14 protein-coding genes and 1 tRNA gene are annotated in these 19,821 nt (G+C 70.6%); 6 read left to right on the forward strand and 9 right to left on the reverse strand.

Annotated features, from left to right (window positions below):
- Positions 1–69 precede the first annotated feature (69 nt).
- The 3 genes from E0E30_RS08485 (at position 70) to E0E30_RS08495 (ending at position 5,544) form a co-directional block, all read left to right on the forward strand.
- Positions 70–2,427: an excinuclease ABC subunit UvrA gene (locus tag E0E30_RS08485; protein WP_130865896.1), complete on the forward strand. Its 2,358-nt coding sequence runs from the start codon at positions 70–72 to the stop codon at positions 2,425–2,427.
- Between the two features lie 110 nt (positions 2,428–2,537).
- Entirely contained in the window at positions 2,538–3,206 is a 669-nt protein-coding gene (locus tag E0E30_RS08490) for a response regulator transcription factor (protein WP_130865897.1), read from the forward strand.
- 10 nt (positions 3,207–3,216) lie between these two features.
- A complete protein-coding gene (locus E0E30_RS08495) occupies positions 3,217–5,544 on the forward strand; it encodes a sensor histidine kinase (protein ID WP_130865898.1) in 2,328 nt (775 codons plus the stop codon).
- A 4-nt stretch (positions 5,545–5,548) separates the two neighbouring features.
- On the opposite strand, the gene E0E30_RS08500 is transcribed toward E0E30_RS08495, so the two are convergent.
- The 3 genes from E0E30_RS08500 to E0E30_RS08510 are packed head-to-tail and all read right to left on the reverse strand — an operon-like array spanning position 5,549 to position 11,373.
- Complete coding sequence (locus E0E30_RS08500) at positions 5,549–9,043, reverse strand: error-prone DNA polymerase (RefSeq protein ID WP_130865899.1); 3,495 nt, start codon at positions 9,041–9,043, stop codon at positions 5,549–5,551.
- A 3-nt stretch (positions 9,044–9,046) separates the two neighbouring features.
- Positions 9,047–10,735 carry a DNA polymerase Y family protein gene (locus tag E0E30_RS08505; RefSeq protein ID WP_130865900.1) on the reverse strand — a complete coding sequence of 563 codons (1,689 nt, stop codon included), beginning with the start codon at positions 10,733–10,735 and terminating at the stop codon, positions 9,047–9,049.
- Entirely contained in the window at positions 10,732–11,373 is a 642-nt protein-coding gene (locus tag E0E30_RS08510) for a hypothetical protein (RefSeq protein ID WP_245306552.1), read from the reverse strand. Before E0E30_RS08510 ends, E0E30_RS08505 begins: the two co-directional genes overlap by 4 nt.
- Positions 11,374–11,717: 344 nt before the next feature.
- Here E0E30_RS08510 and E0E30_RS08515 point away from each other — a divergent pair, with 344 nt between their 5' ends.
- From E0E30_RS08515 to E0E30_RS08525, 3 genes are all read left to right on the forward strand, one after another.
- Complete coding sequence (locus E0E30_RS08515) at positions 11,718–12,881, forward strand: Mur ligase family protein (RefSeq protein ID WP_130866816.1); 1,164 nt, start codon at positions 11,718–11,720, stop codon at positions 12,879–12,881.
- A complete protein-coding gene (locus tag E0E30_RS08520; protein WP_130865901.1) occupies positions 12,878–13,606 on the forward strand; it encodes a type 1 glutamine amidotransferase in 729 nt (242 codons plus the stop codon). Before E0E30_RS08515 ends, E0E30_RS08520 begins: the two co-directional genes overlap by 4 nt.
- A gap of 114 nt (positions 13,607–13,720) precedes the next feature.
- A tRNA-Lys gene (locus E0E30_RS08525) sits at positions 13,721–13,793 on the forward strand.
- A gap of 208 nt (positions 13,794–14,001) precedes the next feature.
- Here the strand turns inward: E0E30_RS08525 and E0E30_RS08530 are convergent.
- The 6 genes from E0E30_RS08530 to E0E30_RS08555 form a co-directional block, all read right to left on the reverse strand.
- Positions 14,002–15,360, reverse strand: a complete 1,359-nt coding sequence (locus E0E30_RS08530) for an MFS transporter (RefSeq protein ID WP_130865902.1) — start codon at positions 15,358–15,360, stop codon at positions 14,002–14,004.
- A 122-nt stretch (positions 15,361–15,482) separates the two neighbouring features.
- Positions 15,483–16,433 (reverse strand): sugar kinase, encoded by a 951-nt coding sequence (locus tag E0E30_RS08535; protein WP_130865903.1) that lies wholly within the window; start codon positions 16,431–16,433, stop codon positions 15,483–15,485.
- Complete coding sequence (locus tag E0E30_RS08540; RefSeq protein WP_280953311.1) at positions 16,430–17,131, reverse strand: L-ribulose-5-phosphate 4-epimerase; 702 nt, start codon at positions 17,129–17,131, stop codon at positions 16,430–16,432. Before E0E30_RS08540 ends, E0E30_RS08535 begins: the two co-directional genes overlap by 4 nt.
- Positions 17,131–18,000: an L-ribulose-5-phosphate 3-epimerase gene (locus tag E0E30_RS08545; protein ID WP_130865905.1), complete on the reverse strand. Its 870-nt coding sequence runs from the start codon at positions 17,998–18,000 to the stop codon at positions 17,131–17,133. Before E0E30_RS08545 ends, E0E30_RS08540 begins: the two co-directional genes overlap by 1 nt.
- Entirely contained in the window at positions 17,997–18,683 is a 687-nt protein-coding gene (locus tag E0E30_RS08550) for an orotidine 5'-phosphate decarboxylase / HUMPS family protein (RefSeq protein WP_130865906.1), read from the reverse strand. Before E0E30_RS08550 ends, E0E30_RS08545 begins: the two co-directional genes overlap by 4 nt.
- A gap of 5 nt (positions 18,684–18,688) precedes the next feature.
- Positions 18,689–19,681 (reverse strand): phosphotriesterase family protein, encoded by a 993-nt coding sequence (locus tag E0E30_RS08555; protein ID WP_130865907.1) that lies wholly within the window; start codon positions 19,679–19,681, stop codon positions 18,689–18,691.
- Between the last annotated feature and the right edge of the window lie 140 nt (positions 19,682–19,821).

Genomic DNA, 19,821 nt, shown 5'->3' on the forward strand with positions numbered 1-19,821 from the left:
CGGCCACGTCCACCGGTCCTCGACGCAGACCCGAGCGGGCCGGCGCACCACAGCCGCGACCACTACTGTGTGCCCGTGCCAGTCGCCGACCACCACGACGTCATCCGGGTCCACGGGGCCCGCGCCAACAACCTCCGCCAGGTCAGCCTCGAGATCCCCAAACGCCGTCTCACGGTCTTCACCGGCGTCTCGGGATCCGGCAAGAGCTCGCTCGTCCTCGACACCATCGCCGCCGAGTCGCAGCGCCTCGTCAACGAGACCTACTCCGCCTTCCTCCAGGGCTACATGGGTACCCCGTCGCGCCCCGACGTCGACCGCCTCGAGGGACTGACGACGGCCATCGTCGTCGGCCAGGATCCCATGGGGGCCAACCCACGCTCGACGGTCGGCACCGCGAGCGACCTCGACGCCATGCTGCGGGTCCTCTTCAGTCGTTTCGCCAGCCCGCGCATCGGATCGCCCAAGGCGTACTCCTTCAACACCCCGTCGGTGAGCGGTCAGGGGGCGGTCACCCTCACCACCGGAGACCGCAGGGGCCACAAGGAGGTGCGCTCGTTCAGCGTCGTCGGCGGCATGTGCCCGCGCTGCGAGGGCCGCGGGGCGATCTCCGACATCGACCTGACCCAGCTCTACGACCCGACGCGTTCCCTCCACGACGGGGCCCTCGACCTCATCCCCGGGTACAAGGGCGGCGGGTGGAACTCCCGGCTCTACGCCGAGTCGGGTCTCGTCGACCCCGACAAGCCCATCGGCGAGTTCACCCGCCGCGAGCTCGACGCCCTGCTGTACCACGAGCCGACGAGGATGAAGATCGCCGGCATCAACATGACCTACGAGGGTCTGGTGCTGCGCATCCGCAAGTCGATGCTCTCCAAGGACCCCGAGGCCATGCAGCCACACGTGCGGGCCTTCGTCGACCGAGCGGTGACCTTCGGCACCTGCCCCGAGTGCGAGGGCACCCGGCTCACCCGGGCCGCCCGCGACTCGCGCATCGACGGAGTGTCCATCGCCGACGCCTCCGCGATGGAGGTGCGCCATCTCGCCACCTGGGTGCGTGCCCTCGACCTGCCTGACGCCGCACCCCTGCTGGCCGGGCTCACCGAGACCCTCGACTCGCTCGTCGAGGTCGGACTGGGGTACCTGTCCCTCAACCGTCCATCCGGCAGCCTGTCGGGCGGCGAGGCCCAGCGGGTCAAGATGGTTCGACACCTGGGGTCGGCCCTCACCGACGTCACCTATGTCTTCGACGAACCGACCGTCGGCCTGCACCCGCACGACATCGCCCGGATGAACGACCTCCTGCTGCGACTGCGCGACAAGGGCAACACCGTCCTCGTCGTCGAGCACAAGCCCGAGACCATCGCCATCGCCGACCACGTCGTCGACCTCGGTCCGGGCGCCGGGGTCCACGGCGGCACCGTCACCTTCGAGGGCACCGTCGACCAGCTGCGCGCCAGCGGCACCCTCACCGGACGGCACCTGGCCGACCGCACCCGGGTCAAGGACGTCGTCCGTCCCGGTACCGGGCACCTGGCCGTGCGGGACGCCGCCGTCCACAATCTCCAGCACGTCGACGTCGACATCCCCACCGGGGTGCTCGTCGTCGTCACCGGGGTGGCCGGGTCGGGCAAGAGTTCCCTGGTCGAGGAGTGCCTGCCGGCAAGTGCGGAGGCCGTCCTCATCGACCAGAGTCAGATCAAGGGGTCACGGCGCTCGAACCCGGCCACGTACACGGGGCTGCTCGAGCCGATCCGCAAGGCCTTCGCCAGGGCCAACGGCGTCCCGGCGAGTCTCTTCAGCCCGAACTCCGAGGGGGCCTGTCCCACCTGCAACGGGCTGGGGGTCGTCCACACCGAACTGGGGTTCATGGAGACGTTCACCAGCACGTGCGAGGTGTGCCAGGGCAGACGCTTCGGACAGGAGGTCCTCGATCACCACCTCGGTGGCGTCGACATCGCCCAGGTGCTCGCCATGTCGGCCGAGGAGGCTCTCGGGTTCTTCCGGACCGGGGAGGCGAAGGTACCGGCCGCGGCGCGCATCCTGCGTCGCATCGTCGATGCCGGTCTGGGATACCTGCCCATCGGCCAACCGCTGAGCACCCTGTCCGGCGGCGAACGGCAGCGGCTCAAACTCGCCGACCGGATGGCCACCCCCGGCGGCGTCCTCGTCCTCGACGAGCCGACGACCGGGCTGCACCTGGCCGACGTCGAGCAGCTGCTCGGGCTGCTCGACCACCTCGTCGACGAGGGTCGGTCGGTCATCGTCGTCGAACACCACCTGGCCGTCGTCGCCCACGCGGACTGGGTCGTCGACCTGGGGCCGGGCGCCGGGTCGGACGGTGGTCGGATCGTCTTCCAGGGAACCCCGGCCGACCTGGCCGTCTCCGGGACGGCGACGGGACAACATCTGGCGGCATATCTGGCCTGACCTTCCACCACACGGCATCGGCGGTCCCACAAGGGGCTGGCCTGCCCCTCGTCGACGCCGTTCCGGCGCGGATCCACAGTGAACACATACTCACGTGAGACAATGGCCGGGTGATCGCCACCGACGTCCGCCGCCACGAACCCATCTCCGTCGCGGCCGTCGACGACTCGCCGGCCCTGCTGCTCGGCGTGGGGGCGAGCCTGCGCGCGGTGCTGCCGATGTCGACCTACGTGTCGGCCCCGACCGTGCAGGCTCTCCTGGCGCTGCACCCCCGGGTCGACGTCGTCCTGCTCGACCTGCGTCTCAACGACGGCTCGCTGCCCTCGGACAACACCCGGGTGCTCATCGACGAACTCGACGTGCCCGTGCTGCTCTTCTCCCAGGAGGCCCGGCCGAGCGTCGTCCGGGCCTGCCTGCAGGCCGGGGCCGCCGGTCTCGTCGAGAAGAACGCCGAGTCGGACTCGTTGGCCGAGGCCATTCGCACCGTCGTGTCGGGGGAACCCTGGCTCACCTCGCAGTGGGCCGCGGTCGTCGCCGACACCGACTGGATCCGTCCCCAGCTGTCCACCCGTGAGGTCGAGGCGCTGACGATGTACGCCGAGGGGATGCTGCTGCCGGCCGTCGCCCGTCGGATGGACGTGTCGGACGAGACGGTCAAGACGACGCTCAAACGGGTCCGCCAGAAGTACCAGGCGGCGAACCGACCCGCCCCGTCGAGAACCGAGTTGTACCTGCGCGCCGTCGAGGACGGGTACACCGAGCCTCCGGAACCGCACTGATCGACCGTCGATGTCGCAGGCCCGCTCCCCCATCGACGCCACCGCCCGTCCCGACGTCGGACCCTCCGCCGATCCCGTCGTCGCTCCCTCGGTCCGGGCCCCACTGCGTACGGTCGTGTGGGCGTTGAGCAGCCCGGACATCACCCCGCGTCTGGCCCGCACGGCCCGCATCATCGGGACCGTCTCGGGTTGGGTGGCCTGGGGGGTGAGCACCCTCGAGGTCATCGACCAGCTCGTCGAGAGCGACCTGGGCCGCACCGGCCTCACCCTGACCCTGCTCTTCCTCGTCCTCGACGCTGTCCCCATGATCCTGGCCACCGTCTGGACGCTGCAGGACGATCCCGGGGCGCGAGCGGCGTTGGCCTCGCACGTGGCACTGTGCGTCCTGGCCGCGATGATCGCCCCGGCCGTCTGGAGGCTGGGGCCGTCATCACGGTACCCACCGGCGTCCCACATCGTCATCATGGCCGTGGCCATGTCGTGGTGCTGCCTGAGATGGCAGACCGCGGCGAGCCTCATCCTGCTCGACTGCTTGGGCATCGGCCTCTTCCTGTCCGCACGCTCCGGCCCGATGGCCTGGCTCGACGCCGTCCCCAATGCCCTGCTCGCCCTCATGGCGACCTCCGCATGGGTGGCGATCGTCATGCACCTGCGCGACGCCGACCGCGAGGCCACGGCGTCCCTGGGGGCCAGCCTCACGCTGGTGCGCTCCCGGGCCCGGTCGGCCGAGTCACACCGGTGGGACGCCGTCATCCACGACCACGTCCTCGGCGCGCTGGGCACGGCGGCGCGGGCCGTCGACGAGATCGGGGACCGGGCGTCGCGGATCCTCGCCGGGCAGGCGCTGGACGCCATCGACCGGGGATTCGAGGCGGGCCGCCGACGCAGCCTGGCCGAGGAACTCTCCGCCACCGCCGAGCGGCTCGGCCTGTCGGCCCGGATCGACATCACCGGTGATCCTCCCGACGCGGTGCGCGACTCCTTCGTCATCGCCGCGGCCGAGGCGGTCACCAATGTCGCCCGCCACTCGGGCGTCGACGAGGTCGTCATCTCAGGCCGGTTCACCCCACGCTGGGGGCGGTTGCGCATCGAGGACCACGGGCGAGGATTCGATCCGGGCCAGGTCCCCGACGAGCGACGCGGTCTGCGCGGGTCCGTCCGGGCGTCGATGGAGGTCGTCTCGGGACGCTCGCACGTCGTCTCCCGTCCCGGTCGTGGCACGACCGTGCTGCTGAGCTGGGACGCCGAGCACGCCACGCCCAGGCCGACCCTGTCGCGATCGTTCCGGACGATGGTCGTCCTGCTCGGGTTGTACCTGGCCGTGCAACTGCTCGAGGGGGTGCTGCACGCCGACCTCGTCCGCAGCATGCCGGTCTTCGTGGCCGGGGCGGCGATCCTCGTCGCCCTCGTCATCCACACCATGACGACCGCACGGATCGGCGTCACCAAGGCGATCGTCATCATGAGCCTCACCGTCGACATCCAGGTGGTGCTCCTCGTCAACCTCCAGCCGGGTCTGCCCCCTGGCTTCCAGGAGTGGTTCATCGGGTTCGGCATCGGGATCTTCGGGCCGCTGTGCTGGCGTCGTCGGTCGATCTGGTGCCCCCTCGGGCCGAGCCTCGCCTGGCCGGTGACGACCCTCGTCGCCGGCTGGCTGTCGGGCCAGGGGCCGCTCGACCTCTTCCTCACCCGGGCGAGCAGCTTCGTGCTGCCGGCCATCCTGTCCTTCGCCGCGGTGTGGGTCGCGCGCAGTTCGGACGCCGCCCTGGCCACCATCCAGAGCTCCCGGTCGCGGACCCTGCGCGACACTGCCCTGCGTGCCCGGGCCGAGGCCGAACGCGAGGAGGCCTCGCGACGCCTCACCCAGATCAGCGCCGAACCTCTCGACATGCTGTCCCAGCTCGCCTCCGGCGCCCCGCTCACCGACGACGTCAAGCGGCGCTGCGCCCTGCTCGAGGCGTCGACCCGCGACCATCTCGTCGCCTCCGCCGTCATGTCGCCGCAGGTCACCGGGGAGGTCCGGCGGGCCCGGGAACGTGGGGTCGTCGTCGCCCTCACGAGCACCGGTGGGCCCTCCGGGGAACCGGCGGAGGCGTTCGACCTCTTCCGTCGCGCCGTCGTCGCGATCGTCGGGGCGGCCCCCGAGGGGGCCAGGGTCACGGCCCGCTGGCACCCGGAGTCCACCTCGTCGATGGGCACCGTCCTGGTCGACCGGCCCGTCCCCACCGATCTCCCGATGCACGCAGAGGTTCCGTGCGAGGAGGTCGGCACCGTCCTGGCCGACGTCGAGGTCACCGACCTCGACACCCGGGTGACCCTGCACCACCGGTCCTCGTAGCCCCTCATCGGAAGTCCCTCGACCTCGTCGTCACGGCCAGGTCGAGCTCCTCGAGCCGATCCGCGTAGAGGTTGACGACCCCCTCGTCCCCGCGCTCCAGGACCCCACGCACGACCATGGCCCGAGCCGTCCGCGCCACCTTGCGGTGGTGGTACCAGGCCCCGGAGGTGACGATGACGTTGAGCAGGCCGGTCTCGTCCTCGAGGTTGAGGAAGGTGATGCCGCCGGCGGTGGCCGGACGCTGCCGGTGGGTGACCACCCCGGCCACCTCGATCCGTCGCCCCGCCTCGATGCCGGACAGCAGGTCGATGGGCACGACCTGCCGCCGATCGAGGGCGTCCCGGACGTGACGCAACGGGTGATCGGCCGGCGAGATGCCGGTCGACCGCAGATCGTGACCGAGCAGTTCGAGGGCACTGGGTTCGGGCAGCAGTGGGGGCTGGCCGACGAGATCGATCTCCAGCTGGTCGGGTCCGACCCCGGCGAGCTGCCCGGCCTGCCACAGGGCACCGCGCCGTGACCCGGCGAGCCGGTCGAGGGCCCCGGACCGACCGAGCGCCTCGATCTGGTCGACGTCGAGATCGGCCCTGCGGGCCAGGTCGAGGACTCCGGTGAAGGGGGCACGGGTCCGCTCCGCGACGATCCGTTCGGCGACGGGCTGCGAGATCTCGGCGACGTCGGCCAGGCCCAGGCGTATGGCGAAGGCGCCGTCACGCCGATGGGACGCCGACTCGTCGGGACGGGTGCGGTCGAAGGGGCCGATCTCCTCCTCCCCGTGGTGCCGCAGGCAGTCGTCGAGACCGGTCTCGTCGGGCGTCACGGCGGTGCCGGTCCCGTGCCGTGCCCCGTCCGCCCCGGTCCCGAGAAGCTCGAGGCCGGCGTGCACCCCGCTGATCGTGATGTCCGGGCCGCGAATGACCACCCCGTGCCGTCGGGCGTCCCCGGCCAGGGTCGCCGGGGAGTAGAACCCCATCGGCTGGGAGCGCAGCAGGCTGGCCAGGAAGGCCGCTGGGTAGTGCAACTTGAGCCAGGCGCTGGTGTAGACGAGCCCGGCGAAGCTCAGGGCGTGCGACTCGGCGAAACCGAAGTTCGCGAAGGACTCGATGCGGTTGTAGATCTCCTGGGCCATCGTCCCGTCGATGCCGTTGGCGGCCATCCCGGCGAAGAGTGTGTCACGCAGGGAGTCGATCCGTTCGACCCCGCGTTTGGACCCCATGGCCCGGCGCAGCAGGTCGGCGTCGGCCGGGCTGCACCCGCCCACCGCGGTGGCCATCTGCATGAGTTGTTCCTGGAACAGCGGGATGCCCAGGGTCCGTTCGAGCACCGGCTCCAGGAGCGGATGAGGGTAGGTGACCGGGTCGATGCCGGTGCGTCGTCGGATGTACGGGTGGACGGCGCCACCCTGGATCGGCCCGGGCCGGATGAGCCCGATCTCGATGGCCAGGTCGTAGAAGCAGCGCGGTTGGAGCCGCGGCAGGGTGCCGATCTGTGCCCGGCTCTCCACCTGGAAGACGCCGAGGGTGTCGCCCCGGCAGAGCATGTCGTAGACCGCCGGCTCGTTGCGGGGCACCGTCTCGATGCGCCAGCTCCGTCCCAGGTACTCCCGGACGAGGTCGAAGGCGTGGCTCAGCGCCGAGAGCATTCCCAGCCCGAGCAGGTCGAACTTCACCAACCCCATCCACGCACAGTCCTCCTTGTCCCACTGCAGGACGGTGCGCCCCTCCATCCGTGCGGGCTCGATGGGGCACACCATGCCGACCGGTTCGCGGGTGAGGACCATCCCCGCCGAGTGGATGCCCAGGTGACGCGGCAGGCCGAGCACCTGGCCGGCCAGCTCACGCACCGGGGCCGGGATCTCGGTGCTCGAGTCGTCGCTGGGGCTCATCGACGCCGTCCACCGCTCCACCTGTCGGGCCCAGGCGTCCTGCTGGCCCTGGCTGTGCCCCAAGGCCTTGGCCATGTCGCGCACCGCGCTGCGCGGCCGGTAGGTGATGACGTCGGCCACCTGGGCGGCGTTGCGTCGGCCGTACCGCTGGTAGACGTACTGGATGACCTCCTCGCGACGTCCCGAGTCGAAGTCGACGTCGATGTCGGGTTCCTCCTCGCGCAGGGCCGAGAGGAACCGTTCGAAGGGCAGTCGGTAGAAGATCGGGTCGATGACGGTGATCCCCAGGACGTGGCAGACGGCCGAGGCCGCCGCCGACCCGCGACCCTGGCAGAGGATTCCCCGGGACCTGGCGAAGTCGACGATGTCGCGGACGATGAGGAAGTAGCCGGCGAAGTCCTTGGCCTCGATGACCTCCAGCTCCCCGGCCAGACGCCGCTCCGCGACCGGGTCGTCGCCGTACACCTGACGGCGTCCCTCCTCGACGAGGACCCGCAGCCAACTCATCGGCGTGTGGCCCTCGGGCACCTTCTGGTCGGGCAGATGCGGCCTGGCGGCACGCAGCGAGAAGGACGTCCGGTCGGCGATGCGCACGGTCTGCTCGACCGCCCCGGGGTACCGGCGGAAGAGTTCGGCCATCTCGGCCCCGCTGTGCAGTCGGGCGACCGGCCCCGACGGCAGCCACCCGTCGATCTCCTCGAGGCTGCGGCGGGCCCGGACCGCGGCCAGGGCGCAGGCGAGCCGGAAGCGGTCGGCGTCGGCGTAGTGGACGTCACTCGTGGCGACGACGGGCAGACCGCGCCGGGCTGCCAGACGGGCCAGCCGGTCGTTGTCGCGCGAGTCCGTCGGACAGCGGTGGTCGATGAGCTCGACGGTCACGTTCGACGCACCGAAGAGGCCGGTGAGCCGGTGCAGGGCGGCGTCGGCCTCCTCGTCGCCTCGCGCCAACCCCTGGCGCACCATCCCCTTGCGGCATCCGGTGAGGATGTCCCAGTGGCCGTCGGCGGCCTCGGCCAGGGCCTCGAGGTCGTAGACCGGCCGACCCTTCTGGCCCCCGTCGGCCAGGTAGGCGTCGGTGAGGGCCCCGGCGAGCCTGCGGTACCCCTCGGGGCCTCGAGCCAGGACGAGCAGGTGGCTGCCCACCGGGTCGGGGACCCCGTTCTGGGGTTCGGGCAGGCCGATCGACAGCTCGGCCCCGATGATCGTCGGCAGCCCGCAGGCCTCGGCGGCCTCGGCCATCCGGACCACCCCGTGGAGGCCGTCGTGGTCGGTGAGGGCCAGGGCCGACAGTCCCAGCTCGACCGCCCGGGTGACGAGGTCCTCGGGGCTCGAGGCGCCGTCGAGGAAGCTGTAGGTGGAGTGGGCGTGGAGCTCGGCGTAGGGCACGACCGGGCCCTCCGGCCGCTCGGGGTGCCGATGGTAGGGCTGACGCCGGCGTCGGTGGCCGACGCCGTCAGGGTCCTCCCGGGGTTGGGGTCGGGCCGGCCGGAGCGCCCCCGGAACCGCCGAGTCCTCCCCCGGCACTGCTCCCTCCCCGGGTCCCGGACGGGGCGCTCCACCGGCCATCCGCCGGGTGAGCTCGGACCACGGGATCGGCGGGTTGTCGTAGGTCATGGATCAGCCCTCGTCATAGCGGGCCTCCGCCCACCACGTGCCCGAGGAGGTCGCCAGCACCCAGGCCTGCCGGTCGTCGGTGACGACCTGCAGACGGTCGATCCGGGTGGCGTGGGCGTCCCACCACCGCTGGTGCACCGGCCACGGCCCGGCCCAGGCGACGACCCGGCACCGTCGTCCTCCGGCGGTGAGCCACACCGGCTCACCGGTGACGAACTCGTCGTCGACACGCAGGCAGGACCCGTCCTCGGCCCGCACCTCGACCCGCGGCGGACGGTCGTAGACGATCGTGGGGGCCGGACCGTCGAGGTGACCGGGCCAGGGCCGCCCCACCGGACGGGCGCGGTCGTCGGGTACCGACCCGAAGGGGGTGAGCCGGCGTCGATCCTTGAGCAGACGGCCCCCGACGACGTCGGGGACGAGCACCGACTCGGGCCCCAACCTGCCCTGCACCCGGGCGATGACGTGGACGAGGTGTTCGGCCGGGCGGGCCCCGAAGAGCCCCTCGGCCTGTTCGGCGGCAGAGTGGACGGTGGGGACGATGCGGATCGCCTCGACCCCGCGCTGGCAGAAGTCCTCGTCCACCTCCCCGCTGCCGGTGCCCGGCCGCCCCACGCCGGGCCACCCTGTTGGGGACCGGGTTGCGCTCGAGGACCCCGGCACCCGGGCCACCTGACGCAGCACCCGGGTGACGAGGTCGTCGGCGTCGAGGAGCCAGGGCTGACGCCAGGTCCGCTCCGAGAGGCCCGACGTGGACCGCACGAGGATCCTCGCCTCCGAGCACACCCGACCGGTGGCCCCGAGCTCGGCCATGAGGGCCTCGACGGCAGGACGCACCGCCGCCTCGATCTCGTCGGCACTCGCCAGAGGGTCGTCGAGGACCACCTCGACCGCGTGGTCGTCGGAGGGACGGTACGGCGACAGCACCGGCACGTCCATCCCCCGAGCCAGCTCGTGGCAGAGCAGCCCGTCCGGCCCGAACCGGGACGAGACGTCGGCACGGTCGAGCTCGGCGAAGAGCCCCAGGGTGCGCAGCCCGAGTCCGTGCAGGGTCGTCGTGAGGTCGGGGCGTCCCAGGACGGCCACGTCGAGGTCGGACAGGAAGACCCTGCTCCGCCCCGACGGGACGATCCTCAGCGGCGTTGCCAGAGCGGCCGCCTGCTCGGCGGCGAAGAGACCGTCGGCCACCGCCACCGTCGCCCCGGGATGACCCGCCGTTCCGGGGTCGTCCGGGCAACGCACCACCTCGAGCAGCCTGCGGGCGGCGGCCTCCTCGGACCCGTAGAACCGGGCCGGACCCCGGGCCTGCACCGCCGCCACCCCGGGGCGCACGACGTGGACCCCGGGAGCGACCCCGGCCTCGATCGCCGCGACGACCCGGGCGAACCCCTCGGCCTCGATCTGGGGATCGTGGTCGACGACGACGGCGTCCGGGCAGCGCAACTGGGCGGCCCGGGTCCGCAGCCCCACCTCGACCCCCTCCTCGGCGGCACGGTCACAGCAGGCGATGACCCGACCCCGGTCGACGACGAGGAGCGGGACGTCGGGGTCGAACGGCTCCTCCGCCCGACTCCCCTCCGCCCGACTCCCCTCCGAATGGCCCCGACCCAGGTGGTTGCGCGCCGACCACACCCGCCACTGGGGGATCCGCACGAGGATGACCCGGGCCGGGGACGTGCTGAGCCCGGTCATCCGGCCCTCCTCATCGGCGGGATCTCGCCGACACCGCCGGCCTCGACCTCTCCCTCCTCACGGCGCCGGATGCCCCGGGCGTCATGGACCAGTCCGAGGGACCGCACCCGATGGTGTCGGGTGACGGTGACCTCGAGGTCCTGGGCCGACAGGGACCCGTGGCCCCGACCCAGACCGTGCCAGCCCACCGTCCGCACCTCGATCCGGGTGCCGACCTTGGGCCAGTGCCCCAGGACGACGAGGGTCGATCCCTGCGACCGCAACCGCGCCGACAACCGTTGACAGGCCCCCGCCGGCAGGGCGCCGGGGGCGCAGGCCAGGACGACGTCGAGCCCCTCGACGAGGGTGGCGACCGTCTCGAGCCACCCTCCCGGCTCGGGCACGAGGACGAGCCGGGACAGGTCGACCCCCCACTGCTGGGCCGCCTCGACCCCCAGCTCGGGGACCCCCACCACCCCGCACCACCCGCCGACGAGCAGCCCCAGACCCACCGACGAGGCCCCCTGAAGGGAGTACACCTCCGGGCGCAGACCGCCGGGGAACAGGGGATGCAGCAGAGGGTGCACGGGATGGCCAGCGGCCCCGTCGTCCTCGGCGAGACCGCGGGTCACCGGCAGGTGGTCCAGGTTGATCGTCATGGACCCATTGTCGAACACACATTCGATGATGTCAAACACTTGTTCGTGTACGCCATGTGGCACATCTCGCCCGAGAGGGGCTCCGGGAACGATGATCCGACCCTCCGGTGACACTTTTCAGCCATCGGCCGAGCAGCGCGTTCGAACGGACCACCGGTCGTCCCTCCACAGCCGACCGGGCCGACCCTGCCATGATGGGACCCATGACCAGCTCGTCCACGCCGCCCCGACCGCCGCGACACTCCCTGCGTCTGACCGCGGCCCTGGCGGCCGGACGCCTCGCCGCGACGGCGTCACGCCTGGCGGGTCGGGGGTCGGGGGCGTCGATCCGCGGCAAGGTGACCATGACCCTCGCCCCGGACGCCTTCGGGGAGCTCATCTCGTCCCGGCGGATCGCCGCGGTGACGGGAACCAACGGCAAGACGACGACGACCCACTTCCTCACCGCCGCGGTGCGGGCCCAGCTGGCCGCCGAGGGGGCCGACCCCGCGCAGGTCGTCACCAATGCCGACGGGGCCAACCTCCACCACGGCATCGTCTCGGCCCTCGGCCAGGCACCCCGGGCCACCACCGCCATCCTCGAGACCGACGAGCGGGTCGTCGCGGATGTCGTCGCCCAGGGACACCCACAGGTGCTCGTCCTGCTCAATTTCAGCCGCGACCAGCTCGACCGCAACCACGAGCTCACCTTCCTGGGTCGTGACTGGCGCAGGGCCCTCGAGCAGGCCGGGCAGGCCGGCCCGGTCGTCGTCGCCAATGCCTGCGACCCGCTCATCGTCTGGGTGTGCCAGAAGGCCCGCCGGGTCGTCTGGGTCGACACCAAGCCGCGCTGGACGGCCGACTCCACTCTGTGCCCTGCCTGCGGAGCCGTGCTCATCCACGACGGGAACGCCTGGCACTGCCCCTCCTGCCCGCTGCGCCAACCCGAGGCGCAGTGGTGGGTCGAGGGGGGTGAGGCCGTCAGCCGCGACGGCCTCCGTCACGACCTGGCCATCAAGGTGCCGGGATCCTTCAACCTCACCAACGCCACCTGCGCCCTGGCCGCCGCGATCGAGCTCGGCGTCGACCCGGTGACGGCGATCGAGGGGATGCGCACCGTCACCTCCCCGGCCGGCCGCTACGCGACGACGAGGATCAGCGGCACCCTGGTGCGCCTCCTGCTGTCGAAGAACCCGGCCGGTTGGACCGAGTCGCTGCCCCTGACGAGTTCGGACCCGCTCGTCCTGGCCATCGACGCGGTGGCCGCCGACGGCAAGGACGTCTCCTGGCTGTGGGACGTCGACTACGAGCAGCTCGCCGGGCGCACCGTCATCTGCACCGGCCCCCGCGCCCTCGACCTGGCCGTCCGCCTGGAGTACGCCGGCGTCGAGCACGTCGTCGTCGAGGACCTCGCCGCGGCCCTCGCCTCGCCCCTGCTGGACGGTCGCTGGGATGACGACCACCCCATCGACGTCCTGTCGACGTACACCCCGTTCCAGAAGCTGCGCCGACTGGGAGGACTGGCATGAACCCCGACCATCCGAAGATCGTCCTGCTCTACCAGTCCCTGCTGGGCATCTACGGCGATCACGGCAATGCCGTCGTCCTGCTCAAGAGGCTGCAGTGGCGCGGGTTCGACGCCGAACTCGTCACCGTCGAGCCCGGCCAGCCGGTGCCCACCGACGGCGCCGTCTACCTGCTCGGCGGCGGCGAGGACACCGCCCAGATCACCGCCGTCAAGGAACTGCGGGCCGACGGCGGGCTCTTCACCGCCCTCGACTCCGGAGCCGTCCTCCTCGCCGTCTGCGCCGGCTACCAGATCTGCGGCAGGACCTTCACCATCGGCACCCGCGACGAGGTCATCGAGGGGTTGGGACTCATCGACGCCCAGACCCGCCGCGGGCCGCAACGGGCCGTCGGCGAGGTGCTCCACCACTGGACCCGCCCCGACGGCACGACCTCGCTCATCACCGGGTTCGAGAACCACGGCGGCTGGACGACCCTCGGCTCGGACGCCACCCCCCTGGCCACGGTGGAGCTCGGTTGGGGCAACGGGGACCGCCGGCACGAGGGGGCCGTGCAGGGCCGCGTCGTCGCCACCTACCCGCACGGGCCGGTCCTGGCGCGCAACCCGGACCTCGCCGACCATCTCCTGTCGACCGCCCTGGACCGCCCCCTGGAACCACTCGACCGACCCGAGATCGAGGCTCTGCGACGGCGTCGGATCGACGCCGTCCGGGCCGGACGCCCCTGACTCGCACCCGTCCCCCTCCGCACACCCCGAGGCACGACGTGGAGGAGGCCGGGCGACCGGGCGCCACCTCGATTTTGCATTGGCGACGCGGTCCGGTAATGTTCTTCCTCGCGAGCGCTGCTAGCTCAATTGGCAGAGCAGCTGACTCTTAATCAGCGGGTTCAGGGTTCGAGTCCCTGGCGGCGCACTCGTGAAGGCGGACTCCTCATGGGATCCGCCTTCGTCATTGCCTCATCATCCCTCGTCAAAGCCGTGTCGACTGGTCTGGACCCTTGACGGTCCGTTGGCCGCCTACGCCTCCTGACCGCCGTGCCGGTGACAGGGAGCCCCAACCGCCGACGACGCCACGGGGCCCGCCCTCACGGACGAGCCCCGGTGCTGTCGATCGAACCCGGTCAGATCTCCTCCAGCGCGGTCCCCCTCGTCTCCCTCGCGAAGAGGTAGATGACGCCGCCGAGCAGGAGCAGTCCGGCGAAGAGGAGGAAGGCCGGTCGGACCGCCTGCAGGGTCACCGACTGCTTGACCATGGTGCCGCCGATCATGGCGCCCATGAGGGCCGGGCCGAAGATCTTGGCCGTCGCACCGATGCCGTAGCCCAGACCGAGCCCGGTGGATCGAGCCTCGTTGGGGAACTGCTCGGCACCGAAGGCGTTGAGGATGCCGAAGGCGCCGTCACCGAAGGCCATGGTGATGAGGATCCCGATGAAGAAGGGGGTCCAGGATCCACCTTCCTTGGCCGTGAGGGCGGTGATGACGCACCCGACGGCACCCACGAGGCCGAAGAGGAACATCGTCCAGCGCCGACCGAGGTGATCGGCGAGCCACGCCGAGCCGAGACGGCCGAGCAGGTCGGCCAGCGACACGAACATGAAGAGGGTGCCCACGGTGCCGGCCGCCAGACCGAACCCGTCCTTGAGGAGCGTCTGGCCCCACGACTGGACGGTGAACGACCCGAGGATGAAGCAGAAGGACCCGAGGGTGACGATGGCCAAGGACTTGCCGTACCTGCTGAACACGACCGAGTACGAGGCCCGCTCCGCCTTCTCGATGACCGGCAGCTCGCCGACCTCCGAGGGGCTCACCTCGAGGGCCCAGGCTAGGGACTTGCGAGCGTCGTCAAGGCGGCCATGGGTCTGCAGGAACCGCGGGGACTCCGGCACCATGCGGATCCAGAACACGAGGAGGATCGGGATGGCGCCGAGCGCGATGAGCCCTCGCCAGTTGTCGGAGAAGCCCTTCTGGGCCAGGGAGCCGAGGAACAGACCCAGCGGGATGAACACCGAGGCCAGACCGGACAGCAGACCACGCTGCTTGGCCGGCACGAACTCCTGGACGTACGGGATCGACGTGATGTTGAGGCCACCCACGCCGACCCCGACGCCGACGCGCAGCACGGCGAGCAGCAACCAGCCGCGGTCAGGGGTGAACACCGAGGCGACGGTGAAGGCCACGAAGATGATGACGCACCACATGAAGGTGTTGCGCCGGCCGATCCGGTCGGCCAGCCACCCCCAGAGGATCGATCCGACGACGGTGCCGAGGCCGGAGCAGGCGAGGATGGTCCCGGCCTCGACCCCGGTGAGATGCCAGGGCTTGGTGAGGAGGGACACGACGAAGCCGATGAGGAACATGTCGAAGAACTCCGAGATGTTCCCGACGATGGCCAGACCGATGAGGGATTTCTGATGACCCGTGAGCGGGCGGGAGTCGATCTGCTCCATCGCCGTGGGACGGGTGGGGACTGCGGTGGACATGGTGTCTCACTTTCGGACATGACGCGCAGCGGTGCGCGCAGGGGATGTCGGGCGGAGGACGGTCTCCGTCCTGGTCGCGGGTCCATGGGCGGACCCGCGATGGGGACGCCTCGGCGGGAGCCTCAGCGAAGGATGTCGGTGGAGGTGGGGATGTCGAGCTCGTTGGGAGAGATGTGGGTGAGGTCGCCGTAATGGGTGAGGGCGTAGGCCGAGGTCCGCTGCCCGTACTTGATGCCCTGGACGACGTCACCGGACATGAACCCGTGCAGGGTGCCGGCGACGAACGAGTCGCCAGCGCCAGGCCGGTCGAGGATGGGGACCCGGACGACCTCGAAGGCCAACTCGCCGCGGTCGGCGTCGGACAGGTAGATCCCGTCCACCTGGTCGGTCGACACGACCGTGCGCACCCCGAACCGCTCCCTCAGCGCATGGCACACGTGCGGGCCGTTGCCCTCCATGCCGAAGACGGCCTGGCCGTCACGCCGGGAGCAGAACACGATGTCCGACTTGAGGGCGATCGGCTCGAGGACCCGCCGCGCATCCTCCGGCTCCCACAAGAGGGAGCGGTAGTTGACGTCGAGGGCGATCCTGATGCCGCGTTCGTGCGCCTGCTCGACGAAGTACGTGACGACCTTCGCCGTGTTCTCGGTGAGGGCGGCGGTGATGCCGGTGACGAAGACGAGCTTGGTGTCGAGCATCGCCTCCCAGTCGAGGTCGTCGATCTGGACGTCACGGAAGGGGGTGTGCAGCCGGTCGTAGGTGACCCGTGCGGGCATGGGGTACTCGCCGGGCTCCATGAAGTACAGCGCCACCCTCCCCTCGGGCTTGATGCACACGTGGGAGACGTCGACGCCGACTCCCCGGAACTCGTTGATGACCCGCGCCGCCAGCTCTCCGCGAGGCATGACGGAGGCCCACGAGGTCCGGCGCCCGAGCTGACTCAACAGCCCGGCGACATTCGCCTCGGAGCAGGCAGCCGTCATGCGCAGCTCCTGGGCCGACGACAGCCGCTCCCCCTTGAAGCAGGTGAGGCGGATCTGGCCCTCTCCGATCGTCGAGATGTCGTAGGTCATTTCGTCACACCCCTTGATGCGGCACTCGTGCCGTAACGGATCATGTACCGATCATGGTTGGCATCGATGTCGGCCTGGGGAAGGCTCTCGATCTGTCCCACGATCTTGGCGAAGGTGATGGTCCGAGCGACGTCCTCGACCATGACCGCTGCCTTGATGGCCTTCTCCATCGTCGCACCGATGGTGAACACCCCGTGCTGCCGCAGGAGGATGGCCGGGCTGTCACCGATGTGCTCGATGATCTGCTCACCGATCTCCTCGGTACCGATGGAAGCGTAGGCACCGCAGGGGATCGGACCGCCGAACTCGTCGGCCACTGCCGTGAGGCAGCAGGGAATGGGCTGACCGGTGGCCGCCCACGCGGTCGCGAAGGTCGAGTGGGTGTGGATGACGCTCATGACGTCGGGACGGTGCTTGTAGACGTACAGGTGCGAGGACGTGTCCGAGGACGGACCGCGGGTCCCCTCGACGATGCGGCCCTCCGGGTCCACGACGACCATGTCGTCAGGGGTCATGCCGTCGTAGAGCATGCCCGAGGGCTTGATGACGATGTACCCGGTCTCCGGGTCCCGGACGGACAGGTTCCCCCCGGTCCAGATGACGAGGCCGTGCTTCGGCAGGGCGAGGTTGCCCCGGCACACTTCTTCCTTGAGTTCTTCCAGCATGGATGTGTTCTCCTTCGAACAGGAATGGTGAATCAGTTGACGGACAGACCGGCGGCGCGGGCTCGTTCGGCGACGAACCGGCCGGCCGCGGCGGACCTGGCAGCGGAGTCAGGGGCGTCGTCGTTCCACATCTCGATCATGAGGCGACCGCCCCAGTGCTGATCGGCGAGCACGGCGAAACTGGCGTCCCAGTCGACGATCCCCTCGCCCATGGGAACCCGACGAGGTTCTCCCCGCCGCACGTCCTTGGCGTGCATGGCGACCATGTGGCCGCGTCCGGCGGCGAGCTCGGTGACGGGGTCGAGGCCCTGCTCGGCGATGTTGCCGAGGTCGGGGTAGACCTGCAGATACGGCGAGTCGACGGCGTCCACGAACTCCATGGCCTTGGTGATCGAGGTGACGTCGGTCCCGTCGACGTTCTCGATCCCCAGGATGACCCCCTCCCGGGCGGCGTCGTCGACGGAGTCGACGAGCATCTCGCGGTACCACCGCTCGGCGTCGGGATGGGGCTTCTCGTAGTAGCAGTAGTAGCCGGCGACCTGCAGGACGGGGGCGTGCAGGTCGGAGCACAGCTCGATCCCGGCTGCCATGACCTCCCTGGCGTGACGGCGCACGGCCGGGTCGGCGCTGCCCGGCCCGATGCGCCGGTGGATCGACAGGCAGATCCCGCCGATCATCGCCCCGGACTCCTCGGCGGCCCGACGGACGCTGCGGCGCTGGGCCAGGTCCCAGCCGAGGCGAGCCTCCCGCTCAGGACTCTCGTCGACCGAGATGTCAACGAAGGAGAACCCTCCCTGCGGCACCTGGGCGAAGAACTCGGCCCACTCCTCGTGCGTCCCGGGGTGGCCGGCCAGGGCCTTCTCGTAGATGCCCAGGGTGATCCCGGGGTGGAGCTCGCTCATCGTGACCACACCCTGTCGATGGCCTCCTGCAGGGTCCGGGCGGCCGCAGCAGGGTCATCGGCCTGGACGATGGAGCGGCCGGCGATGACGATGCCCACCGGACGACCGGCGAAGGTCGGCAGGTCGGCGGCGTTGACCCCACCGGTGACGGTGACGGTGAACCCCATCGCGGCGAGCTCGTCGACCCGGTCGAGGTCGTCGGGCTTCCAGGACAGGTCACCGGCCGCCTCGCGGTCCCGCGAGCGCTTGACGATGACGTGCTGGACGCCGGCCTCACGCCAGGCCCGCGCCCGCTCCGGGTCGTACCACTCGTCGGCCAGTTCCACCTGGACCTCGCCACCGAACTCCCGGGCGACCTTGCACACCTGGGTGATGGTGGCCATCGACGCCCCGGCGACGCAGGAGACGAGCGAGGCCCCCGCCTCGAAGGTCATCCGGGAGATCTTGGCGCCGGCCTCGGCGATCCGGACGTCGGCGAGGATCGGCTTGTCCGGGAAGAGCGCCCGGATGGCACGCACGGCGTGGTAGCCCTCGCTGAGGACGAGGATCGTCCCGCACTCGATGATGTCGACATCGGCGGCCGCCTTCTGCAGCGGCCCCAGGGCACTGGGCAGGTCGAAGGTGTCGAGGGCGATCTGCAACCTCGGCCGTGACGGCCGTGACTGCAATGTGGCGTCGGTCATCGTCCTCAGCCCTTGATGGGGTCGAAGGCGAAGAATCGTGCCGCATTGCGTACCAGGAGGTCTTGGACGTACTCCGGGTCGAAGCCCTCGTCCTCGACCAGACGCGGGGCGAACACCGCCGGGTCGTAGTCGATGCCGGAGACCGAGCCGTAGACCTTCTGGTAGGACGCCTTGCCCGAGTCGGTGCCGAGGAGGATCTGCGCGCCGTACCCCTTCTCACCGAGCACCTTGAGGAGGTTGACCCGGCAGTTGTCGGGGACGTACTTGATGCGGTTGGTGCCGTCGAGCTCGACGTAGCAGCCCAGCTTGACGATCTGTTCCTGGACCCAGGGATCCCAGTTGCGCTGGATGTGGCCGATGGCGATCTTCTCGGGCGCCACTCCCTGCGCCACGAGGAAGCGGGCCTGCTCCGGACCACAGGTCCCGGCGGTGACGTGGGTGTTGATCGGCGCCCCGGTCTCCTTGGACGCGATGGCGACGGCCTTGCCGGCCTTCTGCTCCCACTCGGTGATCTTGCCGTACGCGGTGGCCCACTTGATGACCCCGGCCTTGACCTCGGTGCGCTCGACGATCGGTCCCATGTAGTCGAAGCGGTCGATGCCCTCGACGATGTCGGCGATGAGCAGGTCGGCGATCTGGGTGATCGAGTACTGGTTCACCCAGGACTGGCGCCACTCGAGGTAGACCTTCTGCTGATGGAAGCCGGTGGCCTGGACGACCTGGAGCCCGGGGGTCTTCTCGACGACCTGGAGGGTCTTGAGGACGCCGCGTCCGGAGGAGGCCGGGCACATGTCGATGATGGTCCCGCCGTCGGCCCAGCGCTTGGACGCCTCGACGAAGTAACCGGCCTCGGTGGCGGCCTTGTCGACGTCGTCGAGCAGATGGTCCGGGTCGATGTACACCTCGCCGGCGCCGACGCGGATGAGGTGGTCGTGGGCGTTGACGACGCCGAGGGTCTCGGGTGCCACATCCCCGTTGATGGTGCGAACGATGGCCATGTCAGTTCCTTCCTTGGAGTGCCTGGTGACCCCATGTCATCTCGCGACAGCACCCCGGAACAAGCGCTCGTCTTCACATATGTGAGCCGACAGACATCCTGTCGACCATGGATTGCTAGAATGACCCCATGATTCCGCCA

Source organism: Acidipropionibacterium timonense (assembly GCF_900605005.1).
Taxonomy (GTDB): domain Bacteria; phylum Actinomycetota; class Actinomycetes; order Propionibacteriales; family Propionibacteriaceae; genus Cutibacterium; species Cutibacterium timonense.

Coding starts and splice junctions, on each gene's coding strand:
- E0E30_RS08495 (WP_130865898.1), top strand. CDS start 3,217: ATGTCGCAGGCCCGCTCCCCCATCGACGCCACCGCCCGTCCCGACGTC.
- E0E30_RS08500 (WP_130865899.1), bottom strand. CDS start 9,043: ATGACCTACGACAACCCGCCGATCCCGTGGTCCGAGCTCACCCGGCGG.
- E0E30_RS08505 (WP_130865900.1), bottom strand. CDS start 10,735: ATGACCGGGCTCAGCACGTCCCCGGCCCGGGTCATCCTCGTGCGGATC.
- E0E30_RS08510 (WP_245306552.1), bottom strand. CDS start 11,373: ATGACGATCAACCTGGACCACCTGCCGGTGACCCGCGGTCTCGCCGAG.
- E0E30_RS08515 (WP_130866816.1), top strand. CDS start 11,718: ATGACCCTCGCCCCGGACGCCTTCGGGGAGCTCATCTCGTCCCGGCGG.
- E0E30_RS08520 (WP_130865901.1), top strand. CDS start 12,878: ATGAACCCCGACCATCCGAAGATCGTCCTGCTCTACCAGTCCCTGCTG.
- E0E30_RS08530 (WP_130865902.1), bottom strand. CDS start 15,360: ATGTCCACCGCAGTCCCCACCCGTCCCACGGCGATGGAGCAGATCGAC.
- E0E30_RS08535 (WP_130865903.1), bottom strand. CDS start 16,433: ATGACCTACGACATCTCGACGATCGGAGAGGGCCAGATCCGCCTCACC.
- E0E30_RS08545 (WP_130865905.1), bottom strand. CDS start 18,000: ATGAGCGAGCTCCACCCCGGGATCACCCTGGGCATCTACGAGAAGGCC.
- E0E30_RS08550 (WP_130865906.1), bottom strand. CDS start 18,683: ATGACCGACGCCACATTGCAGTCACGGCCGTCACGGCCGAGGTTGCAG.
- E0E30_RS08555 (WP_130865907.1), bottom strand. CDS start 19,681: ATGGCCATCGTTCGCACCATCAACGGGGATGTGGCACCCGAGACCCTC.